The organism is Rhizobium sp. OAE497, from assembly GCF_040546565.1.
Taxonomy (GTDB): Bacteria; Pseudomonadota; Alphaproteobacteria; order Rhizobiales; family Rhizobiaceae; genus Rhizobium.
Genome location: NZ_JBEPOA010000001.1, coordinates 1671473 through 1689577 on the forward strand (window position 1 = coordinate 1671473; position 18105 = coordinate 1689577).

Annotated in this window: 15 protein-coding genes, 3 tRNA genes and 1 pseudogene; 9 read left to right on the forward strand and 10 right to left on the reverse strand. The window is 59.8% G+C overall.

Annotated elements, in window-relative coordinates:
• Positions 1-66 precede the first annotated feature (66 nt).
• On the forward strand, positions 67-1872 hold the full coding sequence (gene recJ, locus ABIE40_RS08655; protein ID WP_199629360.1) for a single-stranded-DNA-specific exonuclease RecJ: 1806 nt from the start codon (positions 67-69) through the stop codon (positions 1870-1872).
• Position 1873: 1 nt separating this feature from the next.
• On the opposite strand, the gene rfbA is transcribed toward recJ, so the two are convergent.
• The 5 genes from rfbA to ABIE40_RS08680 are packed head-to-tail and all read right to left on the reverse strand — an operon-like array spanning position 1874 to position 7272.
• A complete protein-coding gene (rfbA, locus tag ABIE40_RS08660; RefSeq protein WP_130278417.1) occupies positions 1874-2743 on the reverse strand; it encodes a glucose-1-phosphate thymidylyltransferase RfbA in 870 nt (289 codons plus the stop codon).
• 10 nt (positions 2744-2753) lie between these two features.
• Positions 2754-3641 (reverse strand): dTDP-4-dehydrorhamnose reductase, encoded by an 888-nt coding sequence (gene rfbD, locus ABIE40_RS08665; protein WP_199629359.1) that lies wholly within the window; start codon positions 3639-3641, stop codon positions 2754-2756.
• A gap of 2 nt (positions 3642-3643) precedes the next feature.
• Positions 3644-4699, reverse strand: coding sequence for a dTDP-glucose 4,6-dehydratase (gene rfbB, locus ABIE40_RS08670; protein ID WP_199629358.1), 1056 nt, complete (start codon positions 4697-4699; stop codon positions 3644-3646).
• Between the two features lie 20 nt (positions 4700-4719).
• Positions 4720-5286, reverse strand: a complete 567-nt coding sequence (gene rfbC, locus ABIE40_RS08675; protein WP_199629357.1) for a dTDP-4-dehydrorhamnose 3,5-epimerase — start codon at positions 5284-5286, stop codon at positions 4720-4722.
• Between the two features lie 9 nt (positions 5287-5295).
• On the reverse strand, positions 5296-7272 hold the full coding sequence (locus ABIE40_RS08680) for a glycosyltransferase family protein (RefSeq protein ID WP_199629356.1): 1977 nt from the start codon (positions 7270-7272) through the stop codon (positions 5296-5298).
• Positions 7273-7547: 275 nt separating this feature from the next.
• Between ABIE40_RS08680 and ABIE40_RS08685 the strand changes: the two genes are divergently transcribed.
• Positions 7548-8429, forward strand: coding sequence for a capsular polysaccharide synthesis protein (locus ABIE40_RS08685; RefSeq protein WP_165402601.1), 882 nt, complete (start codon positions 7548-7550; stop codon positions 8427-8429).
• Positions 8430-8556: 127 nt separating this feature from the next.
• On the opposite strand, the gene ABIE40_RS08690 is transcribed toward ABIE40_RS08685, so the two are convergent.
• Positions 8557-8631: transfer RNA gene (locus ABIE40_RS08690), tRNA-Glu, on the reverse strand.
• A 253-nt stretch (positions 8632-8884) separates the two neighbouring features.
• Here ABIE40_RS08690 and ABIE40_RS08695 point away from each other — a divergent pair.
• The 5 genes and pseudogenes from ABIE40_RS08695 (at position 8885) to istB (ending at position 13739) form a co-directional block, all read left to right on the forward strand.
• Positions 8885-9052: a hypothetical protein gene (locus tag ABIE40_RS08695; protein WP_165402600.1), complete on the forward strand. Its 168-nt coding sequence runs from the start codon at positions 8885-8887 to the stop codon at positions 9050-9052.
• A 735-nt stretch (positions 9053-9787) separates the two neighbouring features.
• On the forward strand, positions 9788-10102 hold the full coding sequence (locus ABIE40_RS08700; protein WP_199629355.1) for a DUF6634 family protein: 315 nt from the start codon (positions 9788-9790) through the stop codon (positions 10100-10102).
• On the forward strand, positions 10089-11303 hold the full coding sequence (locus tag ABIE40_RS08705; RefSeq protein WP_199629354.1) for an ATP-binding protein: 1215 nt from the start codon (positions 10089-10091) through the stop codon (positions 11301-11303). Before ABIE40_RS08700 ends, ABIE40_RS08705 begins: the two co-directional genes overlap by 14 nt.
• 106 nt (positions 11304-11409) lie before the next feature.
• Positions 11410-12937 (forward strand): annotated as a pseudogene (gene istA, locus ABIE40_RS08710) (IS21 family transposase).
• Entirely contained in the window at positions 12927-13739 is an 813-nt protein-coding gene (istB, locus tag ABIE40_RS08715; protein ID WP_199629353.1) for an IS21-like element helper ATPase IstB, read from the forward strand. The pseudogene istA and the gene istB overlap by 11 nt, the downstream one beginning before the upstream one ends.
• A gap of 974 nt (positions 13740-14713) precedes the next feature.
• Here the strand turns inward: istB and ABIE40_RS08720 are convergent.
• The 4 genes from ABIE40_RS08720 to gloA form a co-directional block, all read right to left on the reverse strand.
• Positions 14714-14776: transfer RNA gene (locus ABIE40_RS08720), tRNA-Glu, on the reverse strand.
• 82 nt (positions 14777-14858) lie between these two features.
• A tRNA-Glu gene (locus ABIE40_RS08725) sits at positions 14859-14933 on the reverse strand.
• A 196-nt stretch (positions 14934-15129) separates the two neighbouring features.
• Positions 15130-16221 carry a YcbK family protein gene (locus ABIE40_RS08730; RefSeq protein WP_199629352.1) on the reverse strand — a complete coding sequence of 364 codons (1092 nt, stop codon included), beginning with the start codon at positions 16219-16221 and terminating at the stop codon, positions 15130-15132.
• A gap of 154 nt (positions 16222-16375) precedes the next feature.
• Positions 16376-16816 (reverse strand): lactoylglutathione lyase, encoded by a 441-nt coding sequence (gene gloA / locus ABIE40_RS08735; protein WP_130278410.1) that lies wholly within the window; start codon positions 16814-16816, stop codon positions 16376-16378.
• 195 nt (positions 16817-17011) lie between these two features.
• Between gloA and ABIE40_RS08740 the strand changes: the two genes are divergently transcribed.
• Both ABIE40_RS08740 and ABIE40_RS08745 read left to right on the forward strand, forming a co-directional pair.
• A complete protein-coding gene (locus ABIE40_RS08740) occupies positions 17012-17590 on the forward strand; it encodes a cold-shock protein (RefSeq protein WP_112711631.1) in 579 nt (192 codons plus the stop codon).
• On the forward strand, positions 17590-18090 hold the full coding sequence (locus ABIE40_RS08745) for a DUF192 domain-containing protein (RefSeq protein ID WP_502944779.1): 501 nt from the start codon (positions 17590-17592) through the stop codon (positions 18088-18090). The genes ABIE40_RS08740 and ABIE40_RS08745 overlap by 1 nt, the downstream gene beginning before the upstream one ends.
• Positions 18091-18105: the final 15 nt, after the last annotated feature.

An 18105-nucleotide genomic window follows, 5' to 3' on the forward strand; every position in this document is an offset into this window, starting at 1 on the left:
ATAAATGTGCTCGTAGAATTATTGCTGCCCCGTCACGGGGCGGTGACATGATGGGGCACAGGCAGAATGGTGGATATCCCCGCCGATCCGATACAGCGCGCATTCCTCGGGGTGGAGAAATCCATCCTCGACAATCGCTGGATTTCACGGCTCGATCAGGCCGGGCAGAACCGTGCGCTCGCCATGTCGCAGGTCCACGGCCTGCCGGATCTGATTGCCCGGGTGCTCGCTGGGCGCGGCGTTTCCGTCGATGAAGCCGTCGAGTTCCTCGATCCGACGATCCGCAGCCTGATGCCGGATCCCTACACGCTGACCGATTGCGAGAAGGCGGCCAGGCGCCTCGCCGAAGCGATCCGCCGCGGTGAGAACGTTGCGATCTTCGGCGACTACGATGTCGACGGCGCCGCGTCCTCGGCGCTGATGTACCGCTTTCTGGCGCATTTCGGCGTGAAGGCCGAGATCTATATCCCCGACCGCATCTTCGAAGGCTACGGCCCCAACGCGGGCGCCATCAACCAGCTGATCGACAATGGCGCGCAACTGATCGTCACCGTCGACTGCGGATCGACCAGCCATGAGGCACTGGATGCGGCCAAGGCGCGCAATATCGACGTCGTCGTCATCGATCACCACCAGGTGACACACGCGCTGCCGCACTGTTATGCGCTGGTCAATCCGAACCGCGAGGACGATCTGTCGGGGCAGGGGCACCTCTGCGCCGCCGGCGTCGTCTTCCTTGTGCTGGTCGCGACGCTGCGGCTGCTGCGCGAGGCGGGCGACAAGCGCATTCTGGCAATCGACCTTCTGCAATGGCTGGATATCGTGGCGCTCGCGACCGTCTGTGACGTCGTGCCGCTCAAGGGGCTGAACCGCGCCTATGTCGTGAAGGGCCTTGTCGCTGCGCGCCATCAGGGCAATGCGGGCCTTGCGGCGCTGTTTCGCAAGGCCGGTCTCTCCGGCCCGGTCACGCCCTATCATTTCGGCTTTCTCGTCGGCCCCCGCATCAATGCCGGCGGCCGTATCGGCGATGCGGCACTCGGCAGCCGCCTCTTGACGCTGGACGACGCCGGTGAGGCCGAAACGATCGCCCAGAAACTCGACGAGCTGAACCGCGACCGTCAGGCGATGGAAGCGGCCATGCTGCAGGAGGCGGAAGCCGAGGCCTTTGCTGAATACGGCGACGGGCAGGGCGCGTCGGTCATCGTCACGGCGCGCGACAAATGGCATCCCGGCATCGTCGGCTTGCTGGCGGCGCGGCTGAAGGAAAAGTTCAAGCGCCCGGCCTTCGCCATCGCCTTCGACCCGTCCGGACGCGGTACCGGCTCCGGCCGCTCGATCAACGGTTTCGATATGGGCCGGATGGTCCGCGCGGCTGTCGATGAGGGCCTCCTCGTCAAGGGCGGCGGACACGCGATGGCTGCTGGCCTGACTGTCGAACGCGAGAAGCTTGGCGCGCTGCGCAGCTTCTTCACCGAACGGGCCGAGAAGACGGTCGCCAATCTGGTGGCCAACGAAACCCTGAAGATCGACGGCGCGATTGGTGCGAGCGGCGCGACGCTCGACCTGATCGACCGGCTGGAGACGGCAGGACCCTACGGTTCCGGCCATTCGCAGCCGGTATTCGCAATCCCCGCCCATCGCCTGCGCGATGTCAGGACTGTCGGCGAAAAACACGTTAAGGTGACGCTGGAAGCCATGGACGGCGCCCGACTGGACGGCATCGCCTTCCGCGCTGCCGATACGGCGCTCGGCAATCTCCTGCTCAATTCGCGCGGCGCCAACCTGCATGTCGCGGGCTCGATCGGCGCCGACCACTATCAGGGCTCGCGCCGCATCCAGCTGCGCGTCTCCGACGCCGCTCCCGCGAAGTGAATTACCAGTCGGCCGAAAGCTTGGTCAGATATTGCCCGTAAGCGCTTTTGCCGAGCGCCTCGGCAAGCTTGGCGAGCTGGTCCTGATCGATATAGCCCATGCGCCATGCCACTTCCTCGGGGCAGGCAATCTTGAAGCCCTGGCGCTTTTCCAGCGTGCTGACAAAGGCCGCCGCGTCGAGCAGGCTGTCCGGCGTTCCCGTATCGAGCCACGCATAACCGCGGCCCATCAGCTCGACGAAGAGTTCGCCGCGTTCGAGATAGGTGCGGTTGACATCAGTGATTTCCAATTCACCGCGCGGTGACGGCTTAAGATTGGCGGCGATATCGACCACCTGCTGGTCGTAGAAATAGAGGCCGGTCACCGCCCACTGCGACTTCGGCTGCTTCGGCTTTTCCTCGATCGACAGCGCGTTCATCTTGCCGTCGAACTCGACGACGCCGTAACGCTCGGGATCGGTGACGTGATAGGCGAAGACCGTGGCGCCCTTGGTGCGCGCCGTTCCCGACTTCATGATCTCGGGCAGGCCGTGGCCGAAATAGATGTTGTCGCCGAGAACCAGCGCCGAGTTCTGGCCGTTGATGAAATCGGCGCCGATGATGAAGGCCTGTGCCAGACCATCCGGGCTCGGCTGCACAGCGTAGGTCAGCGAAATGCCCCATTGCGAGCCGTCGCCGAGCAGCCGCTTGAAGGCCTCGACGTCGTGCGGCGTGGTGATGATCAGGATGTCGTTGATCCCCGCGAGCATCAGCGTCGTCAGCGGGTAATAGATCATCGGCTTGTCGTAGACGGGCATCAGCTGCTTCGACACGGCCTGCGTGATCGGATGAAGCCTGGTGCCGGTGCCGCCCGCAAGAATGATCCCCTTCATGCCAGTCTCCTCAAATCGCATTCTTCAAAATGGCTTGCATCACAACGTCGGTCGAGCGCTTCCAGTCCGGCAGCCGGATGCCATAGGTCTCCGCGAGCTTGTCACCCGACAGACGGGAATTAGCCGGGCGTCTCGCCGGCGTCGGATATTCCGCCGTGGTGATCGGCACAACATTGGCAGATTTGCCGCCGAGCGCCTTCAACCGTGCAAAGATTTCCTGCGCGAATTCCGCCCAGGTGGCTTCGCCGCTGCCGGTCAGGTGAAAGGTGCCGCGCAGGGCAGGGTCAGCATCCGCGGAGAGCCGCGTAGCGATCGCAATCAGCGCCTCGGCAATATCGAGTGCCGACGTCGGGCAGCCGCGCTGGTCGGCGACCACGCGCAGTTCGTCACGGCTTTCGGCAAGCCGGAGCATCGTCTTGACGAAATTCGCGCCGAACGGCGAATAGACCCAGGCTGTGCGCAGAATGACATGATTGGCATTGCCCGCCGCGACGCGCAACTCGCCCTCGAGCTTGGTATTGCCGTAGACCGAAATCGGCCCCGTCGGATTCGTCTCGACATAAGGCGACGGCTTATCGCCGCTGAATACATAGTCGGTCGAAAGATGGATCACCGGAATGCCAAGTGCCGAGGCGGCCTCGGCAACGGCGCCCGCACCAATGGCATTGACCGCATGAGCAAGCTCCGCTTCGCTCTCGGCCTTGTCCACCGCCGTATAGGCCGCCGCCGAGACGATCACGTCAGGCTGTGCTGCCGTTAGAGCCGGCAGCACGCTGGCGGGATCGGTAAGGTCGAGGTCCGGACGGCCGATGGCGATCAGTTCAACCCCGTGGGCTGGAGCCATTGCCAGAAGCGACTGGACGACCTGTCCCTGTTTGCCCGTGACGGCGATGCGCATCGTCATCGCCCCTTGAAAGTGCCGAGGCGTTCGCCGGAATAGACATTGTCGCGCAGCGGCCGCCACCACCATTCATTGTCGAGATACCAGCGAACGGTCTTTTCGATGCCGCTGTCGAAATTCTCTTCCGCCTTCCAGCCGAGCTCTGTCTCGAGCTTGGTGGCATCGATGGCATAGCGGGCGTCGTGCCCCGGCCGGTCGGTGACATTGGTGATCAGCCGTGAATGCGCCTCCTTCCCCGGAAATACGCCATCGAGAATCGCGCAGATGCGCTCGACCACCTCGATGTTGCGCCGCTCGTTGCGGCCGCCGACATTGTATTTCTCGCCCGGCCGCCCGCGCGAGGCAATGGTGAACAGCGCCCGCGCATGATCCTCGACATAGAGCCAGTCGCGGATATTGGCGCCGTTGCCGTAAACCGGCAGCGGTTTGCCCTCCAGCGCATTGAGGATCATCAGTGGGATCAGCTTTTCCGGGAAATGGAACGGGCCGTAATTGTTGGAGCAGTTCGACACCACGACCGGCAGCCCATAGGTCCGGTGCCAGGCGACCGCCAGATGGTCGCTCGCCGCCTTCGAGGCCGAATAGGGCGAGGACGGGTCGTAAGCGGTCACTTCCTCGAAGAGCCCGTCATCGCCGAGCGAGCCATAGACCTCATCGGTCGAGACATGCAGAAAGCGGAAAGCGCTCTTGGTCTCGGCCTCAAGACCATCCCAATAGCCGCGCGCCGCATCGAGCAGGCTGAAGGTGCCGACGATATTGGTCTGGATGAAATCGCCGGCACCCGAAATCGAGCGATCGACATGGCTCTCGGCGGCGAGATGCATGACGATCTCCGGCCGGAAGGAGGCAAACGCCTCATGCATCGCTGCGCGGTCGCAGATATCGGCGCGCAGGAACCGGTAGTTGGCGGCGTTCTCGACCGAAGAAAGCGATGCCAGATTGCCGGCATAGGTCAGCTTGTCGATATTGAGAACGTCAGCTCCCACCGCGTCCACCAGATGGCGCACCAGCGCCGAACCAATGAAACCCGCTCCCCCCGTTACCATCACCCGCATTGCCGGAACGCCCCCTTCAATCACTGCGCAGAATATTGGAAATAACCTGGAATGTCGGCGAGCTTCGGAAGCTTCCTGTCCTTGTCCGAGAGAACAGCGTCGGCCTCCGCAACCGGCCAGGCAATGCCGATATGAGGATCGCTCCACAAAATGCCGCTGTCATTCGCCGGGCTATAAGGTGCGGTCACCTTGTAGCTGATGACGGTATCAGGCTCCAAGGTCGCAAAGCCATGCCCAAAGCCTGCCGGGACCCACAGCTGAACGCCGTTCTCAGGCGTCAGTTCTTCGCCGAGCCATTGCCCGAACGTCGGAGATCCGGCGCGGATATCGACGGCCACGTCGAAGATCCGGCCCCGCAGGCAGCGCACCAGCTTCCCCTGTGCGAAGGGCGCTGTCTGGAAGTGCAGCCCGCGCAAAGTGCCGGCCTGCGCCGAAAGCGATTCGTTATCCTGAACGAAGGACACATCGGCGACGTTCTCACGGAACCAGCCGTCCTTGAACACCTCGGAGAAATAGCCGCGGTGATCGCCATGGCGCGCCGGGATGATCTTCAGCACGCCGTCAATTTTCGTGGTCTCGATGCGCATCGTCAGTCTCTATTCCGTACCCTGCATCACGCTCATCAGCATAGCCGCCTGGGAGCGTGCCCGCATGGCATTATAGCCGTTCTCGGCGATCTGTTCGCGTTCCGCCTGGTCGGCGAGCAATTCCTTGCAGCGCTCGACGAGATCGTCATAGGGCTCGACGGCGAGCCCGCCGATGAACGGATCGAGATCCGGATCCTCGATATCGCCCTCGGTCAACACGCAGACGCGATTGGCGAGCAGATAGGAGATGCGGACGATCTCGAAAACGCCGCTGGCATAGTGATGGATATTGATGACGATCTTGGCGCGCGCGATCGCCGCATCGCGTTCGGCACCATAGACGTTGAAGAGATGCACGACCTTCAGGCCGGCCTCATGCAACGAAATGAGAATTTCGCGGCGGCGATCGTTCATCGAGCCATAGAACAGGACGTCGATATCCTTCACCGGCGTGTGCCGGATCTGCGACAGACATTCGCTGTAGCCAATCTCCAGCACGCCGGCATGCTCGATGCCCTTGGCCGCAAGGTTGCGCCGGTTACGCGGGCTGTAATCCAGCACCGGGAAAGCCTTGAGAACGGCGCTGTAGCGCTCGTTCATCCAGGTGCTCTCGTCCGAGACCTGTTCGAGATTGATGACGACGCTGTCTTTCGGCAGTTTCTGGATAATCTCGAGAGACAGCAGGTTGCCCCCGTAGATGATCGGCGAGCGCCCGGCGAACTCGTGCATCTCGCGAACGATCGGAGCCGAACCACCAAGCTCCTGGAATGAGCCCTGCAGCGCGAGCGCCACCTCGTCGAATGCGTGGCTGTGATTGTAGCCTCGCGGCGTGACGATCCAGATGCAGTGCTTGTCCTTATGGGCCTCCCAGCCGCCCTCGAAGGCCTGCAGCATCTTCGCGGCCGGTGCCGCAGCCGACAGCGGCGCAAGCGGCTGCGTCAGGGCTGCGAGTGCGGCCGGATTGACCGGCGGCAGCGACGTGTCGTTGACGCTGGAGGCGCGGGGCGCAAGTTCGCTCTTCGGGAAGGCGCCGCGCGGCGCCCAGGCCGGCGGATCGTCGGCATTCCAGATCAGATGCGGCTCCTTGGCGACAGGCATGCGGCCCTCCTGCCAGGCTTCCAGCCTGGACGGCTCACGGGTCTGCAGGAAGGCTTCCTTGCGCTCGAAGAGATCGTGAAGCAGGCGGCCGGTGCGGGCGCCGAACTTCCATTCGAAATCCGCAGCCGACGGCGAGAAAGCCGAAACCTTCATGCCGCTCGCGACCGCATGCGGAATGTAGAGGCCAAGCAGCCGCTCGATGACGAAGGGCCGCATGGCGGCGTTGCCATCGCGGCTGTAGTTCGCGGTGCCGCTATAGGCGCGTCCGGCCGCGGTGCCACGCAAGGCTTCCTGTTCGAGTGCGTTCAGCACATGTTCGCAGAAGGCGAAATAGCCGGACCAGAATTTCCGGTTACCGGCGAAATAGTTGCAGAAGAAGAAGGTCGTCTGCCCCTGCGGAAGCGCGATTGCAAAGCCGCTATCCCTCAGGAAGGTGAAGATCGGTTCCATGCCCGGATGTCCGCCCATCAGGGCATGTTCCCAGACATTGCTGTAGATCGCCGCGTGGCCGATCAAGGGATTGTAGAGATAGGCATCGGCGCCATCGGCGCGCGCCTTCGTCGCTTCGGAAATGAAGGACTGCAGGCTGGAGACCGATTTCGTCTCGAACTTGCTGGACAGCAGCCCCCAGAACATGTCGTCCGGCAGGCCCGCCTGCAGATGATGCTCGTGAAGGATCCGGAACAGCTCGTATTCGCGGGTCGTCGATTGCGTATTGAAGGAAATGTCGAAGGGCAGTGCTGCCGGATCGAGTTGGGCGAGCTGCCCGGCGTCGAGGTACGGCTGGTAGACGATCACCGATCCGGATTGCGCCGCCTTGCCGCTCAGGCTTTCCAGGCTCGGCAGGCCGACGGGCAGTGTGGTTGGAATTGGCTGGTTGATCGTCAAAGTCCGGTCCTTCGAATGCCGTCCGCCGCGGAAACGGAGGTTCCGCAAGCCCAATCCGGCGTTATCGGTCGGACTATCGGCATCGAAGCTTGCGCCACCCTGTTGGAAGAATGGCCTGCCAAGGCCGGGATTCCCGCTGTCATCTCGCCATAGCAAACCGATGCGAATCTCCTGTACAAGAGTCGCTGCCGCCCGCCGCCGCGGCTTCATTCAACCCTATTTGCTATCTGGGCACATATTTCAGGCCCTGGCTGTTCCGACGAAAGAGGTCCCTCATGACCGACAATAATACCGAGAACGTTTTCGCCTCGCGTGAGGACGATCTCCGCCGCTGGTTGGAAACCATGGTTTCCCGGAACCGGAAGGAGATCGAGGCCCGCGCCGTGTTGCTGCAATATGCAGTGCCTGAAAGGCTGACCTATCACCAGACGCAGCCACGCCCGGTGCCGGCCTCGTTCGAAGGCCCGGTCTGGCTATACTGGGCGCAGGGCCGCGACAATGCTCCGCCGATCGTCCAGAGCTGCCTGAGATCGGTCGAACGCCATCTTCCGGATCGTGAGATCATCATTCTCGATGACAATGCGATCGGCCGCTATATCAAGCCGCATCCCGTTGCATCCGAGCGGGTCAAGGCAAAATCGAAGACGCATTTTTCGGATATGCTGCGCGTCGAGCTGCTGCACAAATACGGCGGCACCTGGATGGATGCGACGGTGTTTCTGACGGACGCGCCGCGGCCCGATATGATGAACTCGGAATTCTTCGCTTTCACGCGCGACGCCGATCCATATCTGCTGTCCAACTGGTTCATGACCGCGCGGCCCGAACATCCGCTCGTCAGCGCCCTAAGGGAAATGCTGATCAGCTACTGGCTCGAAAACGACCAGCTGATCAACTACTTCATCTTCCATCACCTGTTCGAATGCGCGGTGACCATCAACGCGGATCTGAACGCAGAATGGCAGAAGGCGCCGCGCTATAGCTCGTACCACGCCCACGAGATGCAGCACCGCCTGATGTATCCGTTCGACGAATCGACCTTCAAGGCGATCGAGAACCTGATGCCGGTGCACAAGCTGACTTACAAGGTGAGCCCACCGGCGGCCGGCTCGTTCTTCGACATGATCGCTCGCGAAGACCCGGTGATCTTCCGATAGGGGGACGCTCCCCGCCGCAGGACATCACGTCTTGCGGCGGCACCGCATCAACTGACGCAACCAGCCCAGCACGCCGCGAGGCGAAGCGGAATTGTTCAGGAATAACAATTTCTGGAAGATCCAGAAGTGGCACGCCCTAGGGGAGTCGAACCCCTCTTCCCAGAATGAAAATCTGGTGTCCTAACCGATAGACGAAGGGCGCTTCCTTCGTGGTGGCGCCCTTATAGTCAGCACCTTTCTGACCCGCAAGCGGTAAAATGCGAAATTCTGTAGATTTTTTCACAGCTTGTGGAAATGCCCCCGAGAAAGCGCTGAAGCCCCTGGAGAGCAGGGGATCGCGCCATGCGCTCTTTCCTCGATCTGCCGCGTCTACGCGTTGCCGCCCGGAAAAGTTTGAAACGAATCTGGCCGTCACCGGTTGTTCAGATGTCACCACCTCAACAATGGAGACACTTATGAGCAAGACTGACGTCAAGGAAATCCAGAAGCGCGCCGAGCGCCAGGTCGAGCACACCAGCGGTGGCGGCCATCTCGGCGGGACCTATTTCGGGCAGCAGCCCGATGGCAAGACCGCCTCGGTCACCTCCAAGGAAGGACCGAAGGCGAGAGCCAACGACGGATAGTGGAGAGGGGCCTCGCTTCGGCGGGGCCTTTTTCTGGCACGCCCTAGGGGAATCTTCTTCCCTATTCCGAAATCTGTACTGACCCCACGAGAAACTTATCCGCCGACTAGGCGGATTCCGCTTTGGTGATATTCGAATGCAAGCCGGGGCAAGCAGCGCCTCATCACGCAAGCGAGCCCGGCTTGCTTTCATTCGAATGAACAAAAGACTCCGGGCGCAGCCCGACAAGTTTTGCCCACAAGGTGGGCATTCGGCTTTAGCTTGGTCATGCCGGCGAGAGGCCGGGGCGCTGACAGCCAAGCGCCGGGAACCCCGCTGACTATTCCGTTGGGGAGTTTTTGTCGCCGTAGTCAAAGTCCAGGAATGTAGCCCGCAGTCCCCAGCCTTCTTCCCCTTCACGACCGATGAAGGTGACGCCATTAGCAGTGTAATAGCGTAACAGTTTCTCTACGCTTGCAATGCCTGCCGCCCCAGTGGTCTCCGCCGTATGTATGGTTTTCCGGCTAATTCCAGAAGCCTTCGACACCTCGGTCTGTGATTGACCAAGGAGCAGCCGTGCGGCGGCAAGGATTCGAGGCGGCGGTCTCATAAAGGATTGAGTGTCATCAATTTCCTCATCACGCAAATAATAGTTGACAATTACTCACTGTGAGCAAATAAGGAGTCACCATGAGTAAAAAATGATGCATGGTGAGTTGCGCATGATCACCTGGAACGCGAATCGATGAGGCACGCTTGACCTACGAATGGCTGGATGACGCGACAGTACGGCGCTTGTTGGAGGATCTCCAACGAGCGGACGCAGGAGATTTTGAACACTTACCCATCGCCAACGCTCCGGTGCTCGCAAACTACAAACCAGTTCTTGGAAACGTGTTCGCGTTGAGCGGGACTGTCACCGGTCATCCTCGCCTAAGGGACGGGAAGGAGATAGTGACCAGCCAACTCTTCTATCTCAATCCTGAGGTCGGTGTCGCCCGGACCATGAACCGCTGGTATCGGCTCTCCACGGGTGTCATGAGGATAGGACACGGCGATGGAGTTCACTAATCGAACCAAACTCTTGACCAGGCATGCGAATGATCCTGGCAAGCTGCTGGCGGGGTTCGGCATGGTTCGATCCTTGAGAGGTGCGGGTCTGCTCCGGTATGGAGCCAGCGGCTTCATCATTTTCGTGATCCCCGAAGGTTTCCGCACCGAAGAATTCGAGGAAGCTGCGTTCACCCTTTTGGATGGCACGAAAGAAAGCTGGGGTCGCGTCGAGCAGAACATTAGAGTCCGGCTTGCGAAGCCGCTTTTTAAGAAGGGCGGAGATAAGATCCCAATATCGATTTTTGATGTCGGTGGTCTCGACATCCTGATCGCGCGTAATGTCGATGAAGTCCCTGCTGACGTGCGCTACGCCGCTACAGCTGTTCTGGTTGTCGAGCCGCCGACGCCCTACCATATCGCTGCAGTTCGGCGGCTGTGCAAAAGACCACCTCTGTCTATCGAGGCAGCGGCTGCCGTTGCCCGGATGCCCCAGAACCTCCTATTGGCAGCCGTCCTTAAGCCAAATTTGAATGAAGACGAGCTAGCTGATGTCAACGACGTCGATCGTGTCAGAGCCACTGGGCCCAGCCTCTTCGATCTCCCCGGCTATGACGAGATCAAGCCGTGGGCTTTGGATGTCGCTAAGGACGTCGAACGTTGGCGCCAACGGAAGTTGGCTTGGAGGCTGATCGGCAAAGGAGCGATCGTTTCCGGAGTGCCGGGCACCGGAAAGACACATTTCGCTTCAGCCCTTGCCAATGCTCTGGGATTGAGGTTGGTCACCGCAACAGTTGGGGCATGGCAGGCGCAAGGTGCGCTCGACGATATGCTGAGGGCAATGCGGACGACTTTCGCCGACGCGGCTGACGGCAAGGGTGCGCTATTGTTTATCGATGAAGTTGACTCGATCGGAACCAGGAATGCTCGGCCCACGGGATATCACGGTGACCAATATTGGCAAACCGTCGTCAACGAGGCGCTCTATCTTCTTTCTACTCTGGGCGATGGGGTAATCGTCGTGGGAGCTACAAACTTCCCAGATTGGATCGATCCAGCGCTTCTCCGGGCCGGACGTCTGGAAAAGCACTTCGATCTGCCACTTCCGGATTCAACTACCCGCGCGGAGATCCTTGCTCACCATTGCGGAGGCGTTCTGCCATTTGAATCCTTGCGAGAGCTTGCCGATGAACTCGAAGAGAAGTCGGGAGCAGACTGTTGATTTCCACTGAGAACTGACCCGGCGCGGCCTTATATTTCCATTGAGAATTGACCCATGTTTGAACCGTCCCTCGCATGTTTTCAGCGGGGGCTCTGGAGTGATCGACATGGCATTACTGAGCGTGATCCGGCGCTGGCATTTCCGAGAGCATCTATCGATCCGGGAGATTTGCCGCAGGACCGGCCTATCCCGGAATACCATCCGCAAATACCTGCGCGCCAACGGCGTGGAGCCGAAGTTCAACGTCCCGGAGCGGCCGAGCAAGCTTGACCCGTTTGCGGATCGGTTATCGGCCTGGCTGAAGACAGAATCCAAGAAGGGCCGCAAGCAGAAGCGGACGATGAAGCAGTTGCATGCCGATCTGGTGAGCCTCGGCTATGAGGGCTCCTATAACCGCGTTGCGGCATTCGCTCGGGAATGGCGTGATGATCGGCAGAGAGAATTGCAAACGACGGGCCGTGGGACATTTGTGCCGCTGGCATTCGAGCCGGGTGAGGCTTTCCAGTTCGACTGGTCGGAAGACTGGGCGATCATCGGCAATGAGCGCACCAAGCTGCAGGTGGCGCATACGAAGCTGAGCTACAGCCGCGCCTTTATCGTCAGGGCCTATCTGCTGCAGACACATGAGATGCTGTTCGATGCCCACAATCACGCGTTCCGCGTCTTCGGCGGCATCCCCGGCCGCGGCATCTACGACAACATGCGCACGGCGATCGACAAGGTCGGCCGCGCGCAAGGAGCGCGACGTCAACGTGCGCTTCATGGCGATGGCCAGCCATTACGTGTTCGAGCCCGAGTTCTGCAATCCAGCGTCCGGATGGGAGAAGGGACAGGTCGAGAAGAACGTGCAGGATGCCCGTCATCGGCTCTTTCAACCCATCCCGCGCTTTCCGTCGCTGGAGGCCCTGAATGATTGGCTTGAGCTTCAATGCAAGGAGTTCTGGGCAAAGACCCCGCACGGACAGATGCGCGGCACCATCGCCGACATCTGGGCTGAGGAAGCCCCAGCTCTCATGCCCGTTTCGAGACCGTTCGACGGATTTGTCGAATACACGAAGCGGGTCACACCAACCTGCCTCGTGCATCTGGAGCGCAATCGCTACAGCGTCCCGGCATCCTTCGCCAACCGACCAGTGAGCTTGCGCGTCTACCCTGATCGGGTCGTAGTCGCCGCGGAAGGTCAGATCGTCTGCGAGCATCATCGCGTCATTGATCGTTCCCATGACCGGCCGGGACAGACCATTTACGATTGGCGGCATTATCTGGCGGTCGTTCAGCGCAAGCCCGGCGCTCTACGCAACGGCGCCCCCTTCATCGAGCTGCCGGAGGCATTCAAGAGCTTGCAGCAATATCTGCTCAAAAAGCCGGGCGGCGATCGCGAGATGGTCGACATCCTGGCCCTTGTTCTCCAGCACGACGAACAAGCAGTGCTCTCGGCCGTCGAGATGGCGCTGAAGTCCGGCGTTCCGACCAAAACGCATGTGCTGAACCTGCTGCATCGCCTCGTCGATGGCAAATCCTCCACACCGCCGACCCTCGACGCACCTCAGGCGCTGACGCTCACCAATGAGCCGAAGGCCAATGTCGAGCGATACGATACCTTGAGAAAGACGGAGGTTCGCCATGCGTCATAACCCGGCAAGCGGCGCGATCGTCATCATGCTACGGCAATTGAAGATGCATGGGATGGCCCACGCCGTCGGTGATCTGACCGAACAGGGATCGCCGGCGTTCGAGGCTGCCATTCCGATCCTGTCCCAGCTTCTCAAGGCCGAAACAGCCGAACGAGAGGTCCGATCGACCGCATATCAGCTCAAGACGGCACGCTTCCCCGCCTACCGTGATCTGAACGGCTTCGACTTCGCCAGCAGCGAGATCAACGAGGCCCTCGTGCAGCAGCTTCATCGCTGCGACTTCCTCGACGATGCCAACAACATCGTCCTGGTCGGCGGTCCCGGCACGGGCAAGACGCATATCGCCACGGCAATCGGCGTCCAGGCCATCCAGCAACATCACAAACGGGTCCGGTTCTTCTCCACCGTCGAGTTGGTCAATGCGCTGGAGCAGGAGAAGGCCCAAGGTCGTTCGGGACAGATCGCCAATCGCCTCGTTCACTCCGATCTCGTGATCCTCGACGAGCTGGGATACCTGCCGTTCAGCGCTTCAGGTGGCGCGCTGCTCTTCCATCTGTTGAGCAAACTATACGAGCGCACCAGCGTCATCATCACCACCAACCTGAGCTTCAGCGAATGGGCCAGCGTCTTTGGCGATGCCAAGATGACAACCGCGCTGCTCGACCGGCTCACTCATCATTGCCACATCCTCGAGACCGGAAACGACAGCTTCCGCTTCAAGAACAGCTCTGCTCATGAATCCAAAATGACAAAGGAGAAACGACGGAACTTGACCACCACGACCAACACAACCGATACCTAAAGGCGGGTCACTTCTCGGTGGAAATGCCGGGTCAGCTCTCAGTGGAAATCAACAGCCTTAGCTTCTCCAAACCTGTTCAGGCAGTTTCTCAACGCTTCCAGGTACGCAACGACAGAACTTCCGCGCGCGTCGGTAAAACTGATATCATGCGGGTTAATCATCCGCGCGCGCAAATGCTCAATGTAGTGGGCGAACGATTCTGGCGACACTGGCTTCGAGGTTGATAACGCTTTGAAAACGGCGCGAGCGTGTTGATCCGCGCACGTTGTGAGGTCTCGAAGTAGTCTCTTGAACACACGGAATTCGTTATGGGTGGTCTCAGGGTTTGCATATCGATAAATGTCTTCCCAATACCCGGCGAGCCGAGCACAGCATTTATAGCCGTAGGCGAAAACAAATTCAGTGAAGGAGTATGATCGTCGATGGCCTCGTATTAGGGCTTTGCATTCTGGAGGCAGAGCTCGTACTTCGTCCAGTTCTTCCCCTTGCAATCTTCTGGGCATAAAATGTTCTCGCCTGCTGTTGAAATCAAGCAAGATCGTCCCCGAGAAATAAATTCGCGAAGTCAATCGAAGGATTCAATAATAAGTTTTCTATTGCCTCAGGAAGGATTCATGTGTAAAACATCAATTGTTGACATCACGATCAAATAATATTTGTTTGCAGCATTAGTTTTGCTGTTACATTAAGGCTGCGAGCGCATGCTAGTGGCGTTTTTTGTTTTTAGCAAGCCTATCCATTGGGAAATGTACTTTGGATTCCTCGAGACCCCAAGGCCATGGGCTTGTATCAGTCACGCTTTGTCGTTGCGACCAGCCAGAGCTTGAGATGGCAGCATAATTCCCGCCTCGTCTTTTTTGAAAAGATTGCTTCTGGAAGCTCGTCGGAAAAGTCACGAGTATCGTGTACTAGCCCCGCAATCCCTGCGAACAGCTTGCAAGCTGGGCCCAACGAGGATCCGTACACGTTTTGAATAGGGGGGACGGATTCGAACCCCTCTTTGCAGAATGAGAATCTGCCGTCCTGACCGATAGACGAAGGGCGCCGGCGATAACGAATAAATGGGGAGAGAGTGCTTGCTGTACAAGCGTCAAAACAGCGATGTTTTGAAGAGAGAAGTGGCACGCCCTAGGGGAGTCGAACCCCTCTTCCCAGAATGAAAATCTGGTGTCCTAACCGATAGACGAAGGGCGCTTCCTTCGTGGTGGCGCCCTTATAGTCAGGGTCTTGGAATCCCGCAAGCGGGAAAATCGCAATTCTATCAAAAAAATGACAAGGCTATGTTTGTGCAGGGAGATTCAAATTTACCCTGCTAAATCAATGCCCTGTGAATGGGTGTTTGATGAGGGCCGCGCGGTTGACGTTAAGGCACGGCAACCGCGCTCTTCGTTCAGATCGCGCGAGCGCTTGGCGGGCTGCCGCGCCGGGCGCCGCAGCCCCAGTTCCAGTCGCGGTTGTTGCCGGTGTCGAGATGGACGGAGTCGGTATGGCAATAGGTGCCGACGCCGCCGCGGCCCGGCAGCGAGCGGATGTAGCTCGCGATATCCCATTTCGAAACGCCGTCGATCTTGATGTCGGCGGCGTCGCAGCTCTTGTGCATCGATTCCTCGGCGCCGCCGACCATGCGGTTATGCTCGGGATCGCGGTAGCCCGAGGTGACGACGACGGGTTTGCCGAAATGCGTCTCAACGGTCTTGATGACGTTCAGCAGATTCGGCTTGAAACAGCTGACTTCGACGCTGGCATTCTGCACATGCACGCCGTTCGGCGCGACGCGGGTCATGCCGGGCAGGGAGGCCTTCTGCAGGAGGCCGGAGAGGCTGCCCATCAGGTTCTGCTTCGGCGCGGCATAGAGCGCATTGCTGGAGCCGCCGGGCAGGCTGCCGGTTGCAAGCGATGCGGTCTGGTAGGACGGCGCGATCTGCGTGCTGGTATTCTGTGACGATTGCTGCGGCGGCAGGATTTCGCCCTGCGCATTCGACTGCACCTGCTGGCCGGGCTGCGTGCCGAACACGCCGGCGCGCGAGCCCGTCAGCCCGCCCTGAACCGGCGCATAGGCATTGGCATCGGCCGGTTGGATGATCGTCGATGTCCGGTTGTTTTGCGGCATCACCGGCTGCGACGAGAAGATGCTCATCGAATTGGCGTTGATGCGGGTCGACTGCATCGCCATGCCGCCGATATTGGCGGGCTGCATCTGAGTCGAGCCCGGCGCCATGTTTGCCGCGGCATTGGCATCGGCCGCCGTTGTCTGCTGCTGGCCGACATTGCTGACCATCGGGTCACGATAGCCAGGTGTCTTCTGGGTCTGCTGGCCGGGTGCGCCCGGCGCCATGGCGGTCTGCTGCTGCGCGGCGGCTGCCGCCGGAGCGGGCGTCGCCTCGGCAGAATCAAGCGCCTTCTGGCTGGAGACGCAGCCGGTCAGCGCCAGGGCCGAAACGGCGGTCAGAAAGAGGAACGGTCGCGTTCGAAGATGGGGCAAGCGAAAGCTCTCCGGACAAATACGGGAGCAGCTGCGGATGGGCCGGGCTGCCTGATTTGGCCGGAGGGTGCATGCGGGCCGTGGCTGCGGCAAGAGCGAAGACGTGGCCGGAGCCCGAAATCGCCAAAGCCGCAAGCCTCGCTAAAGCCCCGGCTTACCAGGCGCCGGTATTGCCCATGGAAAGCCACGGTTCGGCCGCCGGCAGGCTGCCGTTCTTCTGCAGAATCTCGATCGAGATTCCATCCGGCGAGCGCACGAATGCCATGCGCCCGTCGCGCGGCGGACGGTTGATGGTGATTCCCTGGTCCATCAGCTGCTGGCAGGTCTGATAAATATCGTCGACCTCATAGGCGAGGTGGCCGAAATTGCGTCCGCCCGTATAATCCTCGCTATCCCAATTGTAGGTGAGCTCGAGGCAGGGCGCGCCCTTCTGCTGTGCTTCGGCGATATCATCCGTGGCAGCAAGGAAAACGAGTGTGAAACGGCCTTTTTCATTCTCGGAACGGCGGATTTCCTTCAGTCCGAACAATGTGCAGTAGAAATGCAACGAGGCGTCGAGGTCCTTCACGCGAACCATGGTATGAAGATAACGCATTCTATTTCCTTTCGAATGTTGGAGCCTAGCCCGGATAGGTGACGCATGGTCAGCTTCGGGCAAGACATGCCGCTAAAATCAGCAACTGGGAATAACCAAAAACAGGACTTGCGCTTATCCGTTACCAAGATGTTAATCTTGATTTCAAGAATCAGTTAACCGTAACAGTGTGACGCGTAATGAGGGGCTGGCGACATGGCTGATAGGATTTCATCGAAGGAGTTCAGTGATCTCGACGAGCTATCGGGGGATGCCGTCGATCTCATTGAAATCACCGGTGTCGTCAAATGGTTTGATGTTGCCAAGGGTTTCGGTTTCATCGTTCCAGACAACGGCATGCAGGACGTACTTCTTCACGTCACGTGCCTGCGCCGCGATGGCTACCAGACGATCCTCGAAGGTACCCGCATCGTCGCGCTGATCCAGCGCCGCGAACGTGGCTACCAGGCCTTCAAGATCCTCTCCATGGACCAGTCCACAGCGGTTCATCCCTCGCAGCTGCCGCCGGTTCGCACCCACGTCCAGGTTACCGCCACGAGCGGCCTTGAGCGTGCCCTGGTCAAGTGGTTCAACCGCACCAAGGGCTTCGGCTTCCTGACGCGCGGCGAGGGCACAGAGGATATCTTCGTTCACATGGAAACGCTGCGCCGTTTCGGCCTTACCGAGCTGCGCCCGGGCCAGGTTGTGCTGGTGCGCTTCGGGCCCGGTGACAAGGGTCTGATGGCTGCCGAGATCCACCCGGATATGCCGAGCCCGGCAAGCCGCGCCCACTGATGTTCAGGATGAGGACAATGCATAGAATCAAAGGCGCCTTCTTGGCGCTTTTTTTCATTGTGGCGACGGCAGCCCCCATGCCCGGCTTCGCGCAGCAGGAACAGCAGATGGTCTTCGCCAAGGAGCCGCTGGTCGTCCAGACGGCATCCGGCAAGCTGCTGAACTTCACCGTCGAGATCGCCTCGACCAATGAGCAGCGGCAATACGGCCTGATGTACCGCAAGGAAATGGCCGAAAATGCCGGCATGCTGTTCGATTTCGGCCAATCGCGCCGAGTGACGATGTGGATGGAAAACACCATCCTGCCGCTCGACATGCTGTTCATCGACAGCACCGGCGTCATCCGCCACATCAAGGAAAATGCCGTTCCCTATTCGGAAGACATCATCGATTCGATGGGATCGGTGAAATATGTCGTCGAGCTCAACGCCGGCATCGTCAAGAAGCTCGGCATCAAGGTCGGCGACAAGGCCGCCAGCCCGACGATCACCAAGAAATAGAAGAGAAGAAGAAGC

Bases quoted from the DNA above. Each gene is read 5' to 3' on its own strand.
- rfbB (WP_199629358.1), bottom strand. From the start codon at position 4,699: ATGCGGGTGATGGTAACGGGGGGAGCGGGTTTCATTGGTTCGGCGCTG.
- ABIE40_RS08740 (WP_112711631.1), top strand. From the start codon at position 17,012: ATGGCTGATAGGATTTCATCGAAGGAGTTCAGTGATCTCGACGAGCTA.
- rfbC (WP_199629357.1), bottom strand. From the start codon at position 5,286: ATGCGCATCGAGACCACGAAAATTGACGGCGTGCTGAAGATCATCCCG.
- ABIE40_RS08705 (WP_199629354.1), top strand. From the start codon at position 10,089: ATGGAGTTCACTAATCGAACCAAACTCTTGACCAGGCATGCGAATGAT.
- ABIE40_RS08695 (WP_165402600.1), top strand. From the start codon at position 8,885: ATGAGCAAGACTGACGTCAAGGAAATCCAGAAGCGCGCCGAGCGCCAG.
- istB (WP_199629353.1), top strand. From the start codon at position 12,927: ATGCGTCATAACCCGGCAAGCGGCGCGATCGTCATCATGCTACGGCAA.
- rfbA (WP_130278417.1), bottom strand. From the start codon at position 2,743: ATGAAGGGGATCATTCTTGCGGGCGGCACCGGCACCAGGCTTCATCCG.
- ABIE40_RS08685 (WP_165402601.1), top strand. From the start codon at position 7,548: ATGACCGACAATAATACCGAGAACGTTTTCGCCTCGCGTGAGGACGAT.
- rfbD (WP_199629359.1), bottom strand. From the start codon at position 3,641: ATGCGCATCGCCGTCACGGGCAAACAGGGACAGGTCGTCCAGTCGCTT.
- gloA (WP_130278410.1), bottom strand. From the start codon at position 16,816: ATGCGTTATCTTCATACCATGGTTCGCGTGAAGGACCTCGACGCCTCG.
- ABIE40_RS08745 (WP_502944779.1), top strand. From the start codon at position 17,590: ATGTTCAGGATGAGGACAATGCATAGAATCAAAGGCGCCTTCTTGGCG.
- recJ (WP_199629360.1), top strand. From the start codon at position 67: ATGGTGGATATCCCCGCCGATCCGATACAGCGCGCATTCCTCGGGGTG.